At 67.4% G+C, this 21,135-nt stretch carries 17 protein-coding genes; 10 read left to right on the top strand and 7 right to left on the bottom strand.

Translation table 11 applies throughout. From position 1 onward, the window contains the following. Nucleotides 1-147: 147 nt before the first annotated feature. Nucleotides 148-1,287, top strand: coding sequence for an N-acetylglucosamine-6-phosphate deacetylase (nagA, locus tag FHR04_RS00935; protein ID WP_139400013.1), 1,140 nt, complete (start codon nucleotides 148-150; stop codon nucleotides 1,285-1,287). Here nagA and FHR04_RS00940 read toward each other — a convergent pair. Next, on the bottom strand, nucleotides 1,271-2,113 hold the full coding sequence (locus FHR04_RS00940) for an alpha/beta fold hydrolase (protein WP_139400015.1): 843 nt from the start codon (nucleotides 2,111-2,113) through the stop codon (nucleotides 1,271-1,273). The genes nagA and FHR04_RS00940 overlap by 17 nt on opposite strands. Then, entirely contained in the window at nucleotides 2,113-3,909 is a 1,797-nt protein-coding gene (locus FHR04_RS00945; protein WP_170213800.1) for an acyl-CoA dehydrogenase, read from the bottom strand. The genes FHR04_RS00940 and FHR04_RS00945 overlap by 1 nt, the downstream gene beginning before the upstream one ends. A 114-nt stretch (nucleotides 3,910-4,023) precedes the next feature. Between FHR04_RS00945 and FHR04_RS00950 the strand changes: the two genes are divergently transcribed. Beyond that, nucleotides 4,024-4,998: an NADPH:quinone oxidoreductase family protein gene (locus FHR04_RS00950; protein WP_139400019.1), complete on the top strand. Its 975-nt coding sequence runs from the start codon at nucleotides 4,024-4,026 to the stop codon at nucleotides 4,996-4,998. Continuing rightward, a complete protein-coding gene (locus FHR04_RS00955; protein ID WP_139400021.1) occupies nucleotides 4,995-5,474 on the top strand; it encodes a MerR family transcriptional regulator in 480 nt (159 codons plus the stop codon). Before FHR04_RS00950 ends, FHR04_RS00955 begins: the two co-directional genes overlap by 4 nt. A 126-nt stretch (nucleotides 5,475-5,600) precedes the next feature. Here the strand turns inward: FHR04_RS00955 and FHR04_RS00960 are convergent, their stop codons facing one another. Then, nucleotides 5,601-7,025: a replication initiator protein A gene (locus FHR04_RS00960; RefSeq protein ID WP_249038906.1), complete on the bottom strand. Its 1,425-nt coding sequence runs from the start codon at nucleotides 7,023-7,025 to the stop codon at nucleotides 5,601-5,603. A 978-nt stretch (nucleotides 7,026-8,003) separates the two neighbouring features. On the opposite strand from FHR04_RS00960, the gene FHR04_RS00965 reads away from it, so the two are divergent. From FHR04_RS00965 to FHR04_RS00995, 7 genes are all read left to right on the top strand, one after another. Then, a complete protein-coding gene (locus tag FHR04_RS00965; RefSeq protein WP_139400025.1) occupies nucleotides 8,004-9,053 on the top strand; it encodes a branched-chain amino acid ABC transporter permease in 1,050 nt (349 codons plus the stop codon). Beyond that, nucleotides 9,050-10,855, top strand: a complete 1,806-nt coding sequence (locus FHR04_RS00970) for a branched-chain amino acid ABC transporter ATP-binding protein/permease (protein WP_139400026.1) — start codon at nucleotides 9,050-9,052, stop codon at nucleotides 10,853-10,855. The genes FHR04_RS00965 and FHR04_RS00970 overlap by 4 nt, the downstream gene beginning before the upstream one ends. Further along, nucleotides 10,852-11,583: an ABC transporter ATP-binding protein gene (locus FHR04_RS00975; RefSeq protein ID WP_139400028.1), complete on the top strand. Its 732-nt coding sequence runs from the start codon at nucleotides 10,852-10,854 to the stop codon at nucleotides 11,581-11,583. The genes FHR04_RS00970 and FHR04_RS00975 overlap by 4 nt, the downstream gene beginning before the upstream one ends. Before the next feature lie 220 nt (nucleotides 11,584-11,803). Then, entirely contained in the window at nucleotides 11,804-12,979 is a 1,176-nt protein-coding gene (locus FHR04_RS00980; RefSeq protein ID WP_139400030.1) for a type III polyketide synthase, read from the top strand. 20 nt (nucleotides 12,980-12,999) lie between these two features. Further along, the gene (locus tag FHR04_RS00985) at nucleotides 13,000-13,686 is read left to right on the top strand and encodes a class I SAM-dependent methyltransferase (protein WP_249038907.1); all 687 of its coding nucleotides are present in this window, start codon (nucleotides 13,000-13,002) and stop codon (nucleotides 13,684-13,686) included. After that, nucleotides 13,664-14,842 (top strand): FAD-dependent oxidoreductase, encoded by a 1,179-nt coding sequence (locus tag FHR04_RS00990; protein WP_139400031.1) that lies wholly within the window; start codon nucleotides 13,664-13,666, stop codon nucleotides 14,840-14,842. The genes FHR04_RS00985 and FHR04_RS00990 overlap by 23 nt, the downstream gene beginning before the upstream one ends. Nucleotides 14,843-14,878: 36 nt before the next feature. Beyond that, nucleotides 14,879-16,189 (top strand): glycosyltransferase, encoded by a 1,311-nt coding sequence (locus tag FHR04_RS00995; RefSeq protein WP_249038908.1) that lies wholly within the window; start codon nucleotides 14,879-14,881, stop codon nucleotides 16,187-16,189. On the opposite strand, the gene FHR04_RS01000 is transcribed toward FHR04_RS00995, so the two are convergent. The 4 genes from FHR04_RS01000 to FHR04_RS01015 form a co-directional block, all read right to left on the bottom strand. Next, entirely contained in the window at nucleotides 16,179-16,703 is a 525-nt protein-coding gene (locus tag FHR04_RS01000; RefSeq protein WP_139400033.1) for a glycosyl-4,4'-diaponeurosporenoate acyltransferase CrtO family protein, read from the bottom strand. The two genes, FHR04_RS00995 and FHR04_RS01000, sit on opposite strands and share 11 nt — an antisense overlap. Nucleotides 16,704-16,706: 3 nt before the next feature. Beyond that, a complete protein-coding gene (locus tag FHR04_RS01005; protein WP_139400035.1) occupies nucleotides 16,707-17,882 on the bottom strand; it encodes an ABC transporter permease in 1,176 nt (391 codons plus the stop codon). Nucleotides 17,883-17,926: 44 nt separating this feature from the next. Further along, complete coding sequence (locus FHR04_RS01010; RefSeq protein ID WP_139400037.1) at nucleotides 17,927-19,672, bottom strand: glycoside hydrolase family 15 protein; 1,746 nt, start codon at nucleotides 19,670-19,672, stop codon at nucleotides 17,927-17,929. Nucleotides 19,673-19,842: 170 nt separating this feature from the next. Next, on the bottom strand, nucleotides 19,843-21,090 hold the full coding sequence (locus FHR04_RS01015) for a vWA domain-containing protein (RefSeq protein ID WP_139400039.1): 1,248 nt from the start codon (nucleotides 21,088-21,090) through the stop codon (nucleotides 19,843-19,845). Nucleotides 21,091-21,135 lie beyond the last annotated feature (45 nt).

Raw genomic sequence — 21,135 nt, forward strand, 5'->3', positions numbered from 1 at the left:
CGGGCTGGGCAAGGGCGCCGCCGGTCAGACGGGCCTGGTTTTACCGTTCCAGGCCAGCAGGCAGACGGATTTCCGATCAACGGCGGGCCGGGCTGCCGATAAGGGCGCACCACCGGCCCCGAAAATAAGCGACACTGGGACCCACTGATGACCTCCTCCCATCCCCAGATCCTGAACGGGCAGGTGCTGCTGCCCACTGGCACCTTCATCCCCGCGCGGTTGGCGTTTGACCGCCAGATCACGGCCATCACGCCCGATGCAGGCGCACCCACAGACCGGCTGATTCTTCCCGGTTTCGTTGACGCGCACGTTCATGGTGGCGGCGGTGCGGACGCGATGGACGGCCCGGAGGCGGTAAGGACGCTGTCCCGCTTTCACGCCCAGCACGGCACCACCACGCTGCTGCCCACCACCATCACCAACCCCTGGGAGAAGGTGATGGCGGCGCTGCGCGGCATCCGGCAGGTGATAGACGGAGGCGGCGCACCGGGCGGCGCGGACATCGTCGGGGCACACCTCGAAGGGCCGTTCATCAGTTCGGGGCGGCTGGGCGCGCAGCCGCCGAACACGCTGGAGCCTCTGCCCGAATTGATCGCCGAGGTGCTGGCGCTGAACGTGGTGCGGGCCGTGACCATCGCACCGGAACTGCCAGGAGCGCTGCAGGCCTCACAGGCACTGGCGCAGGCCGGCGTCCGCATCGGCGTGGGGCACACCCGGGCCGACGCCGAGACCGTGACCGCCTTTCTGGACGTCCTGAACGCGGCGGGGGCCACCACCTGCGCCACGCATCTGTTCAACGCGATGGGCGGCATCGAGGGCCGCGTCCCCGGCCCCCCCGCCGCGCTGATGGCCGACGCCCACGCCTACCTGGAAGTGATTCTGGACAGCATCCACGTTCACCCTGGTAGCTTTCGGCTGGCCTGCGCCGCCGCCCCTGAACGCGTCACCCTGATCACCGACGCCATGCGCGCCGCTGGCCTGGGCGACGGCGTCAGCGAACTGGGCGGTCAGCGCGTGATTGTCAAGGATGGACAGGCCCATCTGGAAAACGGCTCGCTGGCCGGAAGCCTGCTGACGATGGACGTGGCGTTGAGAAATGCTGTCAAGGCGGGCATTCCACTGGACGGGGCCAGCCGGATGGCCAGCGAGACGCCCGCCCGCTCCCTTGGTCTGGACGACCGGGGAAGGCTGGCGCCGGGACTGCGCGCCGATCTGGTGGTGCTGGACACGGCTCTGAACGTTCTGGAGGTCTACGTGGGCGGGCAAAGGATCAGTGCCGCGCCATGAACGCCAGCACCTCCCGGTTAAACTCCTCTGCCCGCTCCACAATCGGAATATGCCCGGTGCCGGGGTACGTCACCAGCTCTGCGCCGGGTATATGGGCGGCCAGATGCTGTCCGTTCTCGTAGCGCACCAGCGGATCGGCGTCGCCGTGAACCACCAGCGTCGGCACCAGCAGCTTTTCTAAGTCGGCGGTCACGTCATGGGTGCGCGTGGAACGGAACTGGCGGGCGTAACGCTCCGGCGTCAGCGGGCGGTAACTGGCATTGGCGGCAATGGCGTCGGCAGCCTCTGGGTGGGCATCCAGAAAACCGGGGGCCATGATCAGGCCGTAGGTGCGGCGGGCGCGTTCGCCGGGCGACAGGGTGAAATCGGGGCGCAGGGCGTCCAGGCCCGCCGGGTCCGGCCCCACATGGCTCGCCCCGCCCGCCGAGGTGGAGACCAGCGTCAGGCTCTGCACCAGCTCCGGCCAGCGCACCGCCAGATTCAGGGCGATAAAGCCGCCCATGCTGAGGCCCACCACATGCGCGGGCGCGGCGTTCATGGCCCGCAGGAAGGCGGCGGCGTCATCGGCCTGATCGGCGGTGGAGTAGTCGGCGTCGCCCCCATCACCAATCACAGCGTCGCTGTCCCCCGTGTCGCGGTGATCAATGGCGAAGGTGCGGTACTTCTCCCCAAAGACTGGGAGCTGCCCGCGCCAGCCCAGGCGGTTGCTGCCCAGCCCGGTCAGCAACAGGACGTTGCCCTGCGGGTGTTCGGGGCGCACCTCGTCGTAGGCCAGCGTGCGCGTGCCGATGTTGCAAAAGCGGGGTTCAGGAATCTGCGGGGTCATCAAAACCACTCTCCTTGCATCTCGTGCGTGGTGGCGTCGGCGCTCGCCAGCAGGTTGGCGTGAAACTCGATTCTGGGCAGCTCGTAAACGGCGAAGAAGCGGGCGGCCTGCAATTTGCCCTGATAGAAATTGGCGTCATCGCCCTTCGCGTTCGGCAAGGCGCGGGCAGCGGCGGCGGCCTGTCGCAGCCACATCCAACCCACAACGGTATGGCCCAGCATCTCCAAGGCGCTGTTGGCGTTGGCTAAAAACAGATCAGGCCCAAGGTCCACGGCGCGGCCCAGGATGGCTTTCAGAGCCGTCTGATTTTGCTCCAGCGCGGTTTTCAGCGCGGCGCGAATCTCGTCTAGTCCCTCCAGCCCTTCAGCGGCTTGCAAATCGGATTCGATGCGTGACAGCAGCACTTCCAGACCGCGTCCGCCCGCCTGCGTCAGCTTGCGGCCCAGCAGATCGTTACCCTGAATGCCCTCGGTGCCCTCGTGGATGGGGTTCAGGCGGTTGTCGCGGTAGTACATCTCAACGGGGTAATCGCGGGTGTAGCCGGCCCCGCCCATCACCTGAATCGCGTCGCTCAGCGCTTCCTGGCTGTACTTGCTGGGCCAGGACTTGACGATGGGCGTCAGCAGGTCCAGCAGCAGCGAGGTGTCGGCACGGCCCTCCTCCGGCCCGGTTTGCAGGTCATCCACCAGACTGGAGGCGTAGAGGCCCAGCGCCAGTCCGCCTTCCAAGAAGGCTTTCTGCCGCAGCAGCAGGCGCTTGACGTCCGCGTGGCCGATGATCGGAATGGCGGGGCTGAGGGGATCTTTGTTGCTGGCGGCGCGGCCCTGCGCGCGTTCACGCGCGTACTCCAGACTCGCCAGATAGCCCGCGTAGCCCAGCATCACCGCGCCCATCCCGACGCCGATGCGCGCCTCGTTCATCATGTGGAACATCTGGCGCAGGCCCTGACCCGGCTCCCCCACCAGCTCGCCGATCGACTCACCGCCCTCGCCAAAATTCAGCAGCGTGTTGGTGGTGCCCCGGTAACCCATCTTGTGGTTGAGGCCCGCCAGCACGACGTGGTTGCTCTCGCCAGGGGTACCGTCCTCGTTGATCCGGTAACGCGGCACCAGGAAGAGGCTGATGCCCTTGACGCCTGCCGGCCCTCCCTTGATGCGCGCCAACACCAGATGCACGATGTTCTCGCTCAGTTCGTGCTCGCCTCCCGAGATCCACATCTTGCTGCCGCTGATGCTGTAGGTGCCGTCCTCGCGCGGCGTGGCCGTGGTGGTGATGTCGGCCAGCCCGGAGCCGGCGTGCGGCTCGGACAGGGCCATGGTGCCAAACCAGCGGCCCTCCACCAGCGGGCGCATGTATTTTTCCTGCTGTTTGGGCGAGGCGAACACGCGCTGCAGGTTGGCGTTGCCGATGGTCAGGAAAGGGTAGCCGCTGCTGCCCACGTTGGCCGCCTGAAAGTGCGCCTGCACCGCCTGGGTCATCACCCACGGCAGTTGCAGGCCACCCAGTTCCTCGTCGTGGTGGGCGCTGAAAAACCCGGCCTCGCGGAAGGCGCGCATCGCCTCCCCCACGGCGGGCAGAAGCTGCACCTGGCCGTCTTTGAGGTGCGGCTCGTTCAGATCGGCCTCGCGGGCGTGGCTGGCAAAATACTTGTCGGCCACGTTGTAGGCCAGGTTCAGCACGTCCTCGTAGACCTCGCGGCTGTGATCGGCGAAGCGTGGACGCTGGGGCAGGGCGGCAGTGTCCAGCACCTCGAACAGTTGAAAGCGCAGATCTCGTTTGCTCAGGAAGGGGGCCATGGCAGGTACTCCTTGGTGGGAAGGCGAATGTCCGTTTGCGTCTATTTTGAACGTTGACGTTAATATAGGGCATTCCATCCCGCCGCCCCCTTTCCTTTCCCAGGAGGTTCCACCATGCGCGCCCTGACCTGCCAGACCTTTGACCAGCCCGAAACCCTGACTGTCCAGACCCAGCCTGATCCCACCCCCGGCCCCAACGAAGTGGTGCTGGAGGTCAAGGCGGCGGGCGTGAACTACCCCGACGCCCTGATGGTCATGGGCCAGTATCAGATCAAGCCGCCGCTGCCGTTCGTGCCGGGGGCAGAGGCGGCGGGCGTCATCTCCGCCGTCGGGGAGGGCGTCAAACACCTGAAAGTCGGGCAGCGGGCGGTGGCCTTCACCGGCCTGGGCGCCTTCGCCTCGCACCTGAAGGCGGACGCAGGCACGGTCATGCCGCTGCCGGACGACATGGATTTCGAGGTGGCCGCGACGTTGCCCCTGGCCTACGGCACCACCATGCACGCCCTAGTCGACCGCGCACACCTGAAGGAAGGTGAGACGCTGCTGGTGCTGGGCGCGGCAGGCGGCGTGGGACTGGCGGCGGTCATGATCGGCAAGGCGCTGGGCGCGCGGGTCATCGCGGCCACGGGCAGCGACGAGAAACTGCAACTGGCCCGTGAACACGGTGCGGACGAGGGTTTCAATTACGCCACCGAGGATCTGCGCGAACGGGTCAAGACGCTGACCGACGGCAAAGGGCCGGACGTGATTTTTGACCCGGTGGGCGACAGGTTCGCCGAGCCGGCCTTCCGCAGCATCGGCTGGGGCGGACGCTATCTGGTGATCGGTTTCGCGGGCGGCGAAATTCCGAAACTGCCCCTCAACCTTCCGCTGCTCAAGGGCGCGTCCCTGGTAGGCGTATTCTGGGGCGAGTTCGCCAAGCGTGACCCGGCGGCCAACGCCCGCAACCTGACACGGCTGGCCGACTGGGTGATGGACGGCACCGTCAATCCACTGGTCAGTCAGCGCTACTCGTTGGAAGACGGCCCGCAGGCCATGCGCGATCTGCTGGAGCGCCGCGTGATCGGCAAGGTGGTTATCACCCCTTGAGCACCCCCGATCCAGCCCAGACCACGTTCTACACCACTGCCGAACTGGCGCGGGAGGCCGGGGTCACGCGCCGCACAGTGATGCATTACGCCGAATTGGAGTTGCTTACTCCCGACCTGACCACGGCGTCGGGGCGCCTGCTGTACGGCCCCTATTCGCTGCGCCTGCTGCGCGATCTGATTGATCTGCGCTCGCTGGGGATGCCGCTGGACGAGGCCCGCGACATGGTCATCTTGCGCCGCGCCACCCACGATCTGGCGGGCAACCGCCGCCGTGACTGGAAACGCGGGGACGTGCCGCTGAGCGACGAGCGCCTGCAAGCCCTGCAAACCCGGTTGCGGGCGATCAATGCCGCCTACGAGCGACAGGCCGACAATCTCGCCCGCCTGGACCGCTGGCTGACCAAACGGTTTATCGGCAAGGACGGAAAACCGGCGGCCAACGATGACGCAGTCCGGTCTGACCGCCTCGAATAGGCGTCGAGAATGGGAAAATTCCGCAGAATACGCCACCCTCCAGCCCCGCTCTTCACGTGACGAGCAGACGGCCTTTCGGTTCCCAATCGCCTGAGTTGTCCGGTATCCGGCCACGCGGCCGACCCATCAAGCTCCGGTGGTCTCGTTGAGCTGAAGATGTCCCAGGTGCTCGAGAAGCTCGGCGGTAAAGGCGTCCAATCGCCCCTCCACCTTGGCCCGCGAGGCCAGCCGGGTGACCTCCTGCGGGTCCGGCTGGCCGATGATCATGCCCATCCTCAGCAGGGCGTACTCGCTGACGCTCAGGCGCTCGCGCAGCAGGAATTGCAGGGTCTTGAGGGCCGAGTCCACCTGCGCTTCCAGCGGCTGGGGCTCGTCGGTGGCTTCCACCAGCGTGGGCATGTTGGAAGCAGGCGGACTGCCTTTCTTGCGGGTGGTCTTCTCTTTGGGCGCTTCCGGCTCCGGATATTTGTTGTCCTGATCGCGGATGATATCCACCAGCAAGGCTGAACGGTTGCGCGCCTTGAAGCCGCTGGCAAGCAGCCGCACAAACTTCTCCAGGCGCGCCTGCACGTGCGCGTCGCCGTATTCCTCGATCAATCGCCGGGCCACCGCCCCCGATACGCGGTATTCGGCGAGTTCCGCGATCAGGGGGCTATCCGGCAGCGTGGATTCTCCCTGATCCGCCAGATCGGCGAAACGGTAGGTGAGCTGCTGCTTCTGGCCCCGGCCCTCGTATTCCACGGCGCTCAGGTACAGACGCTCGATCAACTCTTCGTGCGCACCCTGAAGCGTCGAGCGAATCTTGTTGCTCCGGCGGTCCACGATCTTGCATGCCTCGGCCCAGTCAATCAGGTTGACGGTAAAGGAGGCGAGGGGCTCTCGGGGGTCTTCCGGCGGGTAGCGCCGGGCGTCCAGCAGGCGATACAGCGCGCGGGTGAGCGGGCGATCCAGGCTGGTCAGGAACTCGAGGTCCAGCGGCTTGGTGTACTGCGCGCGGATCGACTTGGTGATCGGCGTCGCCAGCCGGATCTTGAGGGTGCTGCTGCGGCTCAGGCCCAGATCCTCATCGCCACTGGTAAATTCCAGGGCTTCCAGGTAGTTGAACGTCACCGTGGTCCAGTTGCCCCGTCGGTGGTCCCGCCACGCCTCCGAGGCAGTGTAGGTGGACGTGCGCAGACGAAACAGCGTCTGGCGCAGGTTCTGGTAGTAGCGCCCCGAATCGTGCAGACCCGCGCGTTTCAGAATCTGATAGGCGGTGGTGTGTAGGGTGCCGTCTTCCGGGCAGCCGTCCTCCACGTACAGGTCAATCAGTGCCGTGGAGATGTCTCCGTCGAGGCCATGGGGAACACCGCCGTACTTGGGAATCGCGTCGCAACTCAGCCGGGCAGGGCGGCCCTCGACATGAAAGTCGACGGTCCAGGACGTAAAGCTGTCTGGCACGCGTTCCTGGATGCTGATCAGGCCCAGCCGTCCCACGTTGGCCTCGTCGATACGCGAGATTTCCTTCGGGGTGGCCGGTCTGGTTTTCTGAGAACGCTTGGTGCTGGTCAACGCCATCTCCTCTCGCCTGTGTTTATGCATAATACCCGCACAGGAGGCTCCAAAACCACTACCGGACTACTCAGGCGATTTGGCTTTTCAACTACCGGACTACTCAGGCGATTTGGCAAGTAGAACCGAACGAAAATTCTGTCCTGAATGCATTCTTCTGATTTTTTTAGACTGCCCCCTTCAACTACCGAACTACTCAGGCGATTTGGTCCCCAACTACCGGACTACTCAGGCGATTGCGTCTTACAAGTACCGGACTACTCAGGCGATTCCCGATTTCGACTACCGGACTACTCAGGCGATTGCGTCTTACAAATACCGGACTACTCAGGCGATTGGGGGCAAAACTACCGGACTACTCAGGCGATTGCGTCTTACAAGTACCGGACTACTCAGGCGGAAAAACAGAAAAACATCGTGTTTTTCGGGGTCCGCTCGCCGCCCCTGATGATGATCATCATATCTTTTAGAAGATCTTTTAAAGATCAAAAAAACATCATCAGGAGCATTTCGTCGTGACCCATCCCCTCTCGGTCAGGGTGCCCCCTACAAAAGAGTCTCGTTCACGTCTTTTTGACTGTCGCCGAGGTCCACCCCCATTCAAGAACCCGCTATAAGCTCACTGCAGCGCCGTGAAGCCGCCTCCGTTGATCACTGGGCCTCCCCATGCGACTGGGATTCTGCTGGGGCCTTTACGGGGCTCCTGGTGTCATTTCAACTGCAACTGGTTTATACATACTTTTTGCATAGCCCATGCAACCCGGTGAGATCGTCTTATCTGCCGGAGTAGAGGAGATTTTTGACCGGAATCGCCTCTGATGTCCATGGATAGGTTGGTCCCCCCGTCACCGCCTAGCAGCGCAAGGAGAAGACGGAATCTTCTTGCGCCTTGTTCACCTGTCTCAAACTCCGTATGGTGACTGGCAATGACAACCAAACGAGTGTTGGGCGACCTTGAATGGGAAGATCTGGAGATAAATGCAGATTTTTGATCCCACCATCTTTCCAATCCTGGCGGCGGATGGGCTGACCAACGGAGCGGTCTATGCGCTGCTGGCATTGGCACTGGTGCTGGTCTTTGCCGTAACCCGCGTGATTTTCATCCCACAGGGAGAATTCGTGGTGTTCGGGACCCTGACGCTGGCCGCGCTGCAACTGGGACGCACCCCGGGCACGCTGTGGCTGGTCCTGGCCCTGCTCGGCCTCGGCGCGCTCATGGAAGCCTTCTCGCTGACGCGTGCGGGACAGGCGCGGCGGGCACTGATCACGCTGGGGGGCGCGGCCATTCTGGGCCTGGGCCTCTGGGCGCTGACCGGCTGGCTGGCCCCACTCAAAGCCCCGCTGTGGGTCCAGGTGGTTCTGACCCTCGCCCTGGTGGCGCCGCTGGGTCCGCTGCTCTACCGCGTCGTGTATCAGCCGCTTCAGAACGCCACCGTGCTGGTCCTGCTGATCGCCTCGGTGGCGCTGCATCTGGTCCTGACCGGGCTGGCACTGGTCTTTTTCGGTCCAGAGGGGTCGCGCACCCCAGCGTTCTTCGAGGGCAACCTGAATCTGGGCCAGATCACGCTGAGCTGGCAGAGCCTGCTGGTGATCGCGGCCTCGGCGGCGTTGATGCTGGGCCTGTACCTGTTCTTCGAGCGCACCATGCCGGGCAAGGCGCTGCGGGCCACCGCCGTCAACCGGCTGGGGGCGCGGCTGGTGGGCATCAGTCCGTCCTCGGCCGGCATGCTGACCTTCACGCTGGCGGCCCTGATCGGCGCCCTGGGCGGTGTGCTGATCGGCCCCAGCGTGGCCGTGACCTACGACAGCGGCTTCCTGATCGGTCTCAAGGGCTTCGTGGGCGCGATTATCGGCGGGCTGGTCAGCTACCCCGTGGCGGCGGCCGGCGCGATTCTGGTGGGCCTGATCGAGAGCTTCGCCAGCTTCAGCCTGTCGGCCTGGAAGGAAGTGATCGTGTTCACGCTGATCCTGCCGGTGCTGCTGTGGCGCTCGCTGACCACCCGTCACATCCCGGAGGATGAGGAATGACCCCGGCCAAAACAGCCTCGAAGTTCTCCGTTCGCCTGGGCCTGAGCGTGGCCGCCGTGCTGATTGCGCTGTCCCTGCCGCTGCTGCTGCCCCTGTTTCAGGTCACATTGCTGATCAATATTTTGATCTTCGCCGTTGTCGTGACTGGACTGGTGCTGCTGACCGGCATCCTGGGGCTGACCAGTTTCGGACAGGCGGCCTTCATGGGGGTGGGCGCCTACACCACCGCGGTGCTGACCGCCCAGCTGGGCTGGAATCCGTGGCTGTCGCTGCCCGTTTCGTTGCTGGTGACGGGGCTGGTGGCGTGGCTGCTCGGTTTGATGACGTTGCGGATGCAAGGCCATTATCTGCCGCTGGCGACGATCGCCTGGGGCATCAGCCTGTTCTACGTGTTCGGCAACACGCCGGCGCTGGGCGGCTTTACCGGCCTGACTGATATTCCGCCCATTTCCGTGTTCGGACTGGAGCTGACCTCCCCGCGCTCCTTCGCCTACCTCACGCTGGTCTGTCTGGGACTGGTGGCCCTGGGCGCGCAGTTTCTGCTTTCCAGCCGTACGGGGCGGGCCATGCGGGCCCTGCGCGGCGGGTCGTTGGTGGCCGAGGCCTTTGGGGTGTCTGCCTTCGGGCTGCGGGTGCAGGTGTTCGTCCTCTCGGCCCTGATGGCGGCGCTGGCGGGGTGGCTCTACGCGCACAGCCAGCGTTTCGTGAATCCCACCCCGTTCAGTCTGCAGGCCGGCATCGAGTACCTGTTCATGGCGGTGGTGGGCGGCTCGCAGCATGTGTGGGGCGGCGTGCTGGGCGCGGGACTGATCACCCAGATCCGCGAGGTCCTGCGCGACGTGTTGCCGGGCTTGCTGGGCCAGCAGGGCAATTTCGAGGTCATTGTCTTCGGGGTGCTGGTGATTCTGGTGCTGCAATTTGCGCGGCGTGGCCTGTGGCCGCTGATCGAACTGCTCCTGCCGCAGGAAGGGATCCGCATCCTGCCGGAACGGCAAACACTCGCCCCGCGCCCGAAGCCCGCCTCCGGCACGCCGCTACTGAGCGTTCAGCACGCGGTCAAGCAGTTCGGCGGCTTGCGGGCGGTGGGCGACGTGTCTTTTGACCTGAGTGCCGGGGAAATCCTGGGGCTGATCGGTCCCAACGGTGCGGGCAAAAGCACCATGTTCAACCTGATTACCGGGGTCAACCCGGCCACCTCCGGGCAGATTACCTTTATGGGGCAGGACATCAGCCGCCGCAGCGCGGGGCAGATTCACCGGCTGGGCCTGAGCCGCACCTTTCAGCACGTTCACCTGTTGCCCGAACTGACCCTGCTGGAAAACACCATGATGGGCGGGTACGCGCGCGGTCATGCGGGCATCATCCGCAGCCTGCTGCACTTGGAACGCGGCGAGGAGGCGGCCTTGCAACACGAGGCGCTGCGACAACTGGGACGCGTCGGGCTGAGTGCCCAGGCCTACACCTTGGCCGGCAACCTGGCGCTGGGGCAGCAGCGGGTGCTCGAAATTGCGCGGGCACTGGTGGCTGATCCCACCCTGCTGCTGCTGGACGAACCGGCCGCCGGGCTGCGGTACGGCGAGAAGGCAGAACTGGTGACGCTGCTGCGTCGCCTGCGCGAGGAGGGGGTGACGATTCTGATTGTCGAGCACGATATGGACCTGGTGATGGGCCTGGTCGACCGGCTGGTGGTCATGAATTACGGCGAGAAGCTGGCCGAGGGTTCGCCGCAGCAGGTGCGCGACAACGCCGATGTGCGTGAGGCGTACCTGGGCGTGGACATGGAAGAGGAGGGGGCGGCGTGAGCGCAGGGCCGGCGGTCTCCCCTCCCCTGCTGCTTGAAGTGCGGGACCTGCACACCCGCTACGGACGCGTGGAGGCGCTGAGCGGGGTGTCGCTCGACGTGCCGGCCGGGCAGATCGTCAGCGTGATCGGGGCCAACGGGGCGGGCAAGACCACGCTGATGAACTCGGTGATGGGCATCCTGCCCAGCAGCGGCGAGCTGCTTTACGAGGGGCAGTCGTTGCGCGGCGTCCCGCTGGAAACCCGGGTGGCGCGCGGCATCAGTCTGGTGCCCGAGCGGCGCGACCTGTTCGCCTCCATGACGGTGGCCGACAACCTGACGCTGGGGGCGTATAGCCGCCGTGGGGAGAAGTGGCGCGGGGATCTGGACCACGTGTATGAACGCTTTCCGCGCCTGCTGGAGCGGCGCAAACAGCTGGCCGGTACCCTGTCTGGCGGCGAACAGCAGATGCTGGCGATTGGCCGCGCCCTGATGGGCAAACCCCGCTTGCTGCTGCTGGACGAGCCCTCGCTGGGTCTGGCGCCGCTGATCGTGCGCGACATCCTGCGGATCGTCAAGCAGCTGCAATCCGAGGGCGTGACGGTGCTGCTCGTCGAGCAGAACGCGCGGGCCAGCCTGGCGATCAGCGACAGCGGCTACGTGCTGGAAACCGGCGAGGTCAAACTGAGCGGCCCGGCGCGTGAACTGGCCCAGAATCCGGAGCTGACGGCCAGCTACCTGGGCGGTTAGGGCGGCGCCTGCCGCTAAAGCGGTCAGGTGAACTGCCGCGACACCGTTATCCGCGCCACACCAGCGCGTGTGGGCAGCCACCTGAGGCTTCTGGCGGCCGATGCAGAACTCTAGCGGCTGGTTTCTGCTGAGGGACGGATGTCCTGAGCCATTCCTCACGGTTGCTCAATTCTTGTGCAATTCACGCACTTGGGGTCAGGTTCAGCCCCTAGCCTACGGCATGTCCGTCTACCTTCACACCATTGCCCTGGCACTGCCCGAGACCGCCTATCCCCAGTCGGTGATCCGGGACGTGATCAAGGCCCAGCCGGAACTGGACCGTCTGGCCAAGCGGCTGACCGGAGCTGCCTTCAACGCTTCGGGCATTGACCAGCGCTACAGCGTGGTCAAGGAATTTGCAGATACGGACGGAGGGGCGGGGCTGTTCTACGATCCGGCCAACACGCGCATGCTCAATCCCACCACCGGGCAACGCAACATCGTCTACGCGCAGGAGGCCACCAAACTGTACGTCGACGCCGCCCGCAAAGCCCTGGCCGACAGCCGTTTCGGGGCCGCCGACATTACCCACGTCATCACCGTGTCCTGCACGGGCTTTTTTGCGCCGGGACCGGACTACGCCATCGTGCGGGCGCTGGGGCTGGGCGGCGACGTGGGCCGCTACCACGTGGGCTTCATGGGCTGCTACGCGGCCTTTCCCGCCCTGAAGATGGCCAAAGCCTTCTGTCAGGCCGATCCCGACGCCGCCGTGCTGGTGGTCAGCGCCGAGCTGTGCACCCTGCACATGCGCGCAGCAGCAGACCCGGATACCATCATCGCCGCCTCGGTCTTTGCCGACGGCTGCGCCGCCGCGCTGGTCAGTGCCCGGTCCCCGGCGGCTGGCCAGCGCGCCTTGACCATGGATCATTTCGAGACCACCCTGACGCCTCCCGGCGTGGGGGAGGCGGAGATGGCCTGGACCATCGGAGACCAGGGCTACGAGATGGTGCTGAGCAGTTACGTGCCGTCCATCATCGAGTCGCACATCCAGGGAGCGCTGTCGCCGCTGCTGGACCACGAACCCGCGCTGGCCGATGCCCGCCATGCCGGCGTGGAACACTGGGCCATCCATCCCGGTGGGCGCAGCATTCTCGACAAGGTGCAGGGCAGCCTGGGGTTGAGCGACGCGCAGATGGTTCCGTCGCGTGAGGTGCTGCGGCAGTACGGCAACATGAGCAGTGCCACGATCCTGTTTATCCTGAAAGAGCTGCTGGACACGGTGCCGGCAGGGGAGCGGGTGTGTGCGATGGCCTTTGGGCCGGGCCTGACGGTGGAGATGGGCCTGCTGAGCGGCGCGGTGGGCACCGAGCAGACAGTCGTGGAGACTTCCCAGCCTCAACTGGCTGGGGTGCGGTGATTTCTCCAGCTGCATTCGCCGTGCGTGAGAGCCACCTGGCCGAGCGCATGGACGATCCCCACTGTGACCTGGGAGAACTCAACCGCACCTACGCCCAGTTCGGCACGGTCAACGGATTGGTGGCCGGGTGGCGCCGGGTCTATCGGCAGGATCTGCGGCCTCACCTCTCGGCCTCGCGCCCCAATACGCTGCTGGACATCGGGTGCGGCGGGGGCGACGTCCCGCGTGCCCTGGCCCGCTGGGCCGCCCGTGACGGCTTCACGCTGCGAATCACGGCCATCGACGCCGACGCGCGGGCCATCGCTTTCGCGCAGGCTCAACCGCCCGTGTCCGGCCTGCATTTCCGGCGGGCCATGAGCGGCGATCTGGTGCGGGAGGGACAACGCTTTGATCTGGTGACTTCCAACCACCTGCTGCACCACCTGACCGGCTCAGAACTCCGCGCTCTTCTCGGCGACTGCGAGGCGCTGTCTGCGGGTCTGGTCGTCCACAGCGATCTTCAGCGCAGCCCGCTGGCTTATCTGGGGTTCAGGGTGGGCGTCGCGCCGCTCTTCCGGGGTTCGTTCATCGGCGAGGACGGCCTGCGGTCCATTCGCCGCAGCTTTACCACCGCCGAGCTGCGGAAACTGGCCCCGCCGGGCTGGACCGTCAGGACGCTCGTTCCCTTCCGCAACCTGCTGATATATGGGGCTTCAGACCGTGACTGAACCGGTGCTGGACGTGCTGATCGTCGGCGGCGGTCCGGTGGGGCTCTTTCTGGGTTGTCTGCTGGCACAGCGTGGCCTGGGGGTGCGCGTGCTGGAACGCCGCGAGCGGCCGGGCCAGCATTCCCGCGCCATCGGCATTCATCCGCCCGCGCTGAAGGCGTTCAGGGCAGTCGGGTTGACGGCGCCGCTGTTGAGTGCCGGGTTGCCCATCACGCGCGGCCTGGTCACGGGCGAGGCCGCGCCGCTGGGCGAACTGGGCTTCGGGGCGGCGTCGGCGGACTTTCCTTTTATCCTCTCGCTGCCTCAGCGCGAGACGGAGGCGGTGCTGCGGCGTCGGCTGGCAGAGCTGGCCCCCGGTTCGTTCCGCGCGGGCGCAGAGGTGCTGACGCTTCGGCAGGAGAACGACTGCGTGCACGTCACCGTCCGCGACAACGGCAGGCGGCTGGAACTGCGCGCCCGCCACGTCATCGGTGCGGACGGCTGGCGCAGCGCCGTGCGCGAAGCGTTGGGCCAGCCCTTTCCCGGCCAGCTCTACCCCGACAAATACCTGATGGGCGACTTTCCCGACACCACGCCGCTGGGGCAGGCCGCGCTGGTGTCGCTGACCGGGGAAGGCGTGGTGGAGTCCTTCCCGCTGCCGGGCCAGAACGGAGCTGAACCGGGCCGACGCTGGGTGGCGCACACCGGGAAGCGGCTTTTGGACGCTCCCTCTGCGCGGGACCTGACCACGCTGATCGAGCGGCGCACCGGCCTGCACGTCCCTGCCGCCGAATGCCGGATGCTCAGCGCCTTCGAGGTCCGCCGCCACCGCGTGGCCTGCATGGTGCGTGGACGGACGGTGCTGATCGGGGACGCCGCGCACGTGGTCAGCCCCATCGGGGGGCAGGGCATGAATCTGGGCTGGCTGGACGCCGCCGCGCTGGCCCCGCTGCTGCAACAGTCGCTGGAAGGCCGCCGTGTGGACTGGCGGCACTTCGAGCGCACGCGGCTGCGGTCTGCGGCCATCGCCGGGCATCAGGCAGAGCTGAACATGGCGGCAGGCCGTCCGGCGGGCGTGTGGGGGCAACGCTGGCGGGAACAGTTGATCAGGCGGGTGCTGCGCTCCCCCGCGGCCGAGCCGCTGCTGGCCCGGGCGTTCACGATGCGCTGGCTGTAGAGTACTGGCAATGGCCACATTACGCGGAGATTCGGGGTGGTCCGGCCCCCGGAGAGGTGCGCCCTGTCGCGCATCCTGATCGCCTCGCAGCCAATCGCTGGACACGTGCTGCCGCTGCTGCCCATCGCGCAGGAACTGGCGCGGCGCGGGCACGCCCTGCGCTGGTACACCGGACGCAAGTACGCGCCGCGCGTGACGGCGGCGGGCGCCGAATTTATGCCCTTCGTCCACGCCCGCGACTTCGACGACGCCGATTTCGGCGCCACCTTTCCGGGCCGTGATCGGCGGCGCGGCTTGCGGCAGTTGCAGTACGACGTGCGGCAGATTTTCGTGGGCGGCATCGAGGGCAACATGGATGACCTGCGCCTGCTCCAGCGCGAGTGGCCCGCCGACGCGGTGCTGGCCGATCAGACGCTGGTGGCCGCCCTGCTGCACGCCGAGGTGGGGGGGCCGCCCTGTGCGCTGCTGGGCGTCTTGCCGCTGGGCATCCAGAGCCGCGACACCGCGCCGTTCGGGTTGGGACTTGCCCCGTCCGCCACTGTTCTGGGCCGGACCAGAAACCGCGCGCTGCACTGGCTGACGCAGGAAGTGGTCTTCGGCGGGGCGTCGCGCGATCTGGCGGCGGCCTGCGGGCGCATGGGCGTGCGGCCCCGGCCTTTCGCCCTGCCGCCCTCGCCGCACCTGATGCTCCAGCCCACCGTCGCCGCTTTCGAGTACCCCCAGAGCGACCTGCCACCGACGCTGCATTTCATCGGGCCGATCACGCCGCCGCTGCCCGCCCAGCTGAAGCTGCCCGCGTGGTGGGCAGACGTGCTGGGGTCGCCGTGTCCGGTGGTGCTGGTCACCCAGGGCACCCTCGCCAACGATCCGCGTGAGCTGATCGTGCCGACGGTGCAGGCGTTGAAAGACGAGAATCTGCTGGTGATCGTGGCGGGCGCGGGTGGCCTGGACGAACTGCCTGCCAATGCCCGCGCGGCGGCCTTCATTCCCTTTGCGGCGCTGCTGCCGCACGTCTCGGTCTACGTGACCAACGGCGGCTACGGCGGCGTGCAATCGGCGCTGGCGCACGGCGTCCCGGTGGTGGTGGCTGGCGGCAGCGAGGACAAGGTGGAGGTGGCGGGCCGCGTGGCCCACGCGGGGGTGGGCGTCAACCTGCGCACGGCCCGGCCCACGCCGGAGCGCATCCGCCGCGCGGTGCTGGCCGTGCTGGGCGACAGTCCCCAGCGGCGTCGGGCGCAGGACCTGGGCGCCGAGATGCGCCGTCACGACGCGCCGGACGAGGCCGCGACGCTGGTGGAACAGCTCGCTGGCACGGGGCGGGCGGTGGAGAGCACCCTCAGTCCCTGACGCCCAGTTGTTGCAGCCGCCAGCGCAGGCTCCGCTGCACCATCACCGGATAGAGGTGGACCGGAACAGCGGTCAGCAGCAGCCAGCCGCCGGCGTCGGCGGCCCGCAGAAGGAACGCGCCCACCGCGAGACCCAGGCAGATCAGTGCCAGCAGCAGATGGCTGTACTCCGCCTCCCGTGTGGCGCGGTCCAGCCTGGCCAGAGAGGCCCGAGTGCCGCTGAAGCCGCGCGCACCCCGGCGCAGCCGCTCCCAGCCCACCAGTCTGAGCAGCGTGTCAAAGGCTGAAGCGCCGAGCCTGCGGTAAAGCGGCGCTTCCCAGGATTCGACGGTGAAGAACCCCCCACGCAGCGCAGGCTTTGTCACCGCCAGCAGGTACAGCGCCCACCACATCAGCAGGACCTGCACCCCCAGGGCGAAGGAAAGCCCGTGGAAGCCGGTGACGTGGCCCAGGCCCCAGGCGGCCAGCGTGACCAGCAGCGCCGCGAGGCCGGGTTTCGTCCAGAGGGGGATCACGGTCTAGAACCGGTTCAGCGCGTCCACGACACTGATGCGCCCGGCGCTGCGCGCAGGCCACAGCCCGGCCAGCAGGCCCAGCCCCAGCGCCACGCCCAGGCCCACCAGGATCAGGCGTGGGGTCAGCGCCGCCCCGTCGAAGCCGGCCAGATGCTGGGTGTAGACGTTGATGCCGCGCCCCCCCAGGCCCGCCAACCCCAGCCCCACCACGCCCCCCAGCACCGACAGCAGAAGCGTCTCGCTCAGCACCAGCTGCCGGACAAAGGCAGGCCGCGCCCCGATGGCCCGCAGCGTGCCGAACTCACGGGTTCGTTCGTAGACGCCCATCAACACGGTGTTGACCACCGCCAGCCCCCCCACGATCAGGGCAATAAACGACAGGGCCAGGCTCAGAATGTCGGCGCTGTTCAGCAGTCTGCCCAGATTGCCGGCCACGTCGGCGCGGGTGCTGATTTCCAGGCCCAGCCCACCGATCTGCGGCTGTCCGGTCAGGGCGGCCGCCACCCGGTCCGCATCAGCCGGGTTCTTCAGTCGCAGCGCCGCCAGGGAGAGCCGGTCTTCCACCCCAAAGGCGCGCTGCACGGCTTCGATGGGCAGAAACGTGAAGGTGTCGGTCAGCGCGCTTTCAGGCTTGAGGACGCCAATGACTCGCGCGCGGCCCCGGCGGGTCAGTTCCAGCGTGTCGCCCAGGTCCAGGCCCAGGTGCTGCGCGGCCCTGGCGCCCAGCACCGCCACATTCTGTCCAGCGTCTCGCGGCTCCAGCAGGCGGCCCCGCGCCGCCGTGACGCCCGTGAACATCGCGCCGATGCCGCTCGCGGCGGGCAGGCCGTAGAACACCGCGCTCTGCGCCGGGTCCAGCGACTGCCGGATGGTGGCGGCCACCGGGGTGACGGCCTCAATGCCCAGCGAGGCCGAAAGTCGCCGCAATTCGCCCACCACCGCCGGATTCATGTCCATGTGCGGCAACAACGTTTCTCCCGCGCGTGTCCTCGCCACCTGAAGGTCCGGCCCCACCGTTCCCAGTTCGGTGTTGAACACGCCGCGCAACCCCTCGCCCAGCGACAGGAACAGCAGCATGCTGCCCAGCGCTACCGCCAGGCCCAGGGCGGTCAGCACGGTCCTGACCGGACGGCGCAGCAGCCCCAGGGCGGAGAGGCGCAGCAGATCGGCAAATCGCACGGCCCCAGGGTAGCGTGTCTCTGGCGTCCCGCCAGTACTGGGGTTCAGGCCATGTCTCGCGCCCGCTCCGCCTCGGCCAGATCCACCACCACACCGACCAATGCGGCGTGCACAAAGGTCTGCGGCACGTTGCCCAGCGGCAGGCGGGTCCGGGGATCGGCCATCTCGGGCAGCAGGCCCAGGTCATTGGCGTAGGCCAGCGCCGCGTCCAGAATGACGCGTGCCCGCGCCGGGTCGCGCATCACCCAGTACTGGGCCACCCACAGGGTCCCGGCCAGGAACGCGCCTTCCCGCTGCGTGTCGTCATCGGCCAGATGCCGCCAGTACAGGTGGTCCTGGCAGGAGTCGCGCTCCAGCGCCGCCATCGTCGCGAGCATCTCGGGCGAGTCGGGGGCGCAAAAGCCCCATACCGGGTACAGGGCGGCCGTCACATCTACCCCCTCCTCGCCGGCCACATAGGTATACGCGCCCTCGCTGTCCAGGGCGTGCTGCTCCACCCAGGTCCGCGCGTCCGCCGCCGCGGCCTTCCAGCGCGCCGCCTGCGCGGGGTCTTCGCTGTGTTCGGCGATGTAATCCAGCGCGACGGCGGCCAGCACCTTGCCCGCCACGTAGGGCCTCTTCCGCCGTTCCTCCCAGATCCCGTAATCGTCGTCCCGCCAGTGCTCCGCCAGGAACTCGGCCATGCGCTCGATCACGCCCCAGTGTTCGCGGGTGCCGAAGCGCTCGTAGATCAGCTTGGCGGCCAGCAGCACGTTGCCGTAGGCGTCCAGCTGCAACTGCCCTCGCGCGCCGTTGCCGATCTGAACCGGCCGACTGCCCGCGTACCCCGCGAGATCCAGTTCCGTTTCCTCGGGCGGCTCGCCGCCGTCCACTGTCATGAAGGGAGGGGCGGGCAGGCCGTTTTGCGGCGTCGCGTGGGCGCAGATGAACTCCAGAAACGCGCGGCCCTCGCTGCCGTCGCCCCCGGCCCGCGTCAGGGCGCTGACCACCATGCCCGCGTCGCGCAGCCACACGTAGCGGTAATCCCAGTTCTTCTCGCCGCCCAGAACTTCTGGCAGGCTGGTGGTGGGCGCGGCGATGGTCGCGTGGCCCACGTGGTCCGTCAGCAGCCGCAGCGCCCGCAGCGAGGCGCGGGCCGCCTCCTGATAGGGGCCGTGATACGTCGCGTGGGTGGTCAGCGCCTGCCAGTTCAGCAGCGACGTCTCACGCCAGCGCGTCACGGTGGCCCAGTCGGGGTGGTCCAGGCGTTCGTCGCTCAGCACGGCCCAGGCCGCCTCGTCTGCGGGCACCTCCACCACCACCGCGTCCGCCTCAATCCGGGCCGGATGGGAGGCGTACAGCCAGTGCTGGCCGTCAATCTGCACCGCGGCCCCCTCCTGCTCCAGGGTCACGGTGCGCCGGGCGTAATCCGGCGCGGCCTTCAGGACCAGCCGGTAGGCCTGTGGGGCCGCCGAGAGCACGCGGCACACGCCACACGGCAGATCGTCCCCGAAGGGCATGAAGTCGCTGATGATCAGCTTTTTGCCGCCCTCTCCTGCCCGCAGGACCGATTCCAGGTGGCCGCCGTCCCCCAGATAACGGCGTCCGGCGTGAACGGCTCCCGGCAGGTCGACGGCCCATGACCCGCCCCGTGCGGCGTCCAGCAGCCGCGCCAGCAGCGAGGGCGCGTCGAAGCGTCCGGGGCAGTACCACACCACCTCGCCCAGAGACGTCACCAGCGCGGCGCTGCGGCGGTTGCTCAGCAGGCCCAGGTCCTGAAGGTCCGGCGAGGGGCGTGTGGGGTGGGTCATCCATTCCTCTGGGGCACGCGTCACTCTAGCCCTGAACGTTCGCGACAACCGTTTGAAGGGGGCCAGTCTTCACTTCATCTCCAGTGCCTGCCGCCCATGCCTGCCCAGTGTTGCTGGGCTGAGTGTGCTGCTAGGCTGAGCGGCCTGAAGGGATGACTGGCCTGAAGAAGCTACTGGGGCTTGCTGCGCCGGGTGTTGTAGCTCTGGCTGACCGCCCGTTTGCGGGCCAGTTGCTCGTCCACGCCGAAGTCGGCGTCCAGCTGCCCAAGGGACTCGGCCTCACAGGCCAGCCCCGGAGCGTTCAGGGACATCAGGCGCCCGCGCTCGCGGCTCAGTGCCTCGCGTGACAGGTGAACCTGTCCGGCCGCCGCGTACGCCACCGCTTCCTCGCGCACCCGTGCGGCCCGCAGGCGCTCGGCGGCCACGCGGACCCGCTGATCCTCGCCCAGACCCTGGTATGCCAGTGGGTCCAGGACAGGCAGGTCCAGTTGAGCACGCAGGCGATGCCTTGCGCCGCTGCGGTCCGTCCAGGCCAGGCGCACCCTTGTGACGCCCAGCGTGGAGCCTACCGCCTGCGCGGGCACCTGCACCGTGAACACCACCTCCAGAGGACGGCCGTCCACCAGATTGGGCAACATCCAGCGGCCCAGGGCATTCTGGGGCAGGTCATTGAGCATCTCCTGGCGCAGGCTGCCCAGGGCCGGATTGGCTTCGACGCCCAGGCTGACCGTCTGGCCGGTGGTGCGGGTCAGGCCCTGCATCTCGGCGCTGAAGAAGGCGGGCAGCGCCGAGGCGTCCTCGATGTGTTCGTAGTTGCCGTCGCCCGCATCGGCCATCGCCTGAAGCAGCGTCTCGTCGTAGCTGCGGCCCAGGCCCACCGTGCTGGTGCCCACGCCGCGCGCGGTCAGGCCGCGCACATGCCCGGCAATCACGTCTGTCCGCGTCTCACCGTGGTTGGCCTGACCGTCGCTGAGCAGCAGCACCCGGTTCAGCGCGCCCGGAGCGTGGAACTGCGCCGTGAGCATCGCGCCTTCCAGCCAGCCGGCGTGCAAGGCCGTGCTGCCCCGGCTGGTCACCCCCTCTACCCGCTGGCACAGCGCCTGTGGGTCGTCCACAAGTTGTGGGGCCACCACCGTCTCCACGTGTCCGTCAAACGAGACGACGCTCACGCGGTCCTGGGGCTGCATCATCCGGAGGGCCAGCTGAACGGCGCGGCGGGCCATCTCGATGGGTTGCCCCTGCATGGAGCCGCTGCGGTCGATGACCAGAGACAGGTTCAGGGGCGGCCGCCTGCTCTCGGGGGGCGGGGCGCTGGCCGCGAAGATCCGGGCCAGAACAGTGACCTCGCTGTCCTGGCTGGCGGAAACACCGGCTTTGAGGGGCAGCAGTTCGATGCGGGGGGCGTAATAGTGCGGCATGGCGGGCTCCTGGAGACGCACGCCTTTGCGGCGTGGGCGAGGGCG

The sequence above is a fragment of the Deinococcus radiopugnans ATCC 19172 genome, assembly GCF_006335125.1.
GTDB classification, from domain to species: domain Bacteria; phylum Deinococcota; class Deinococci; order Deinococcales; family Deinococcaceae; genus Deinococcus; species Deinococcus radiopugnans.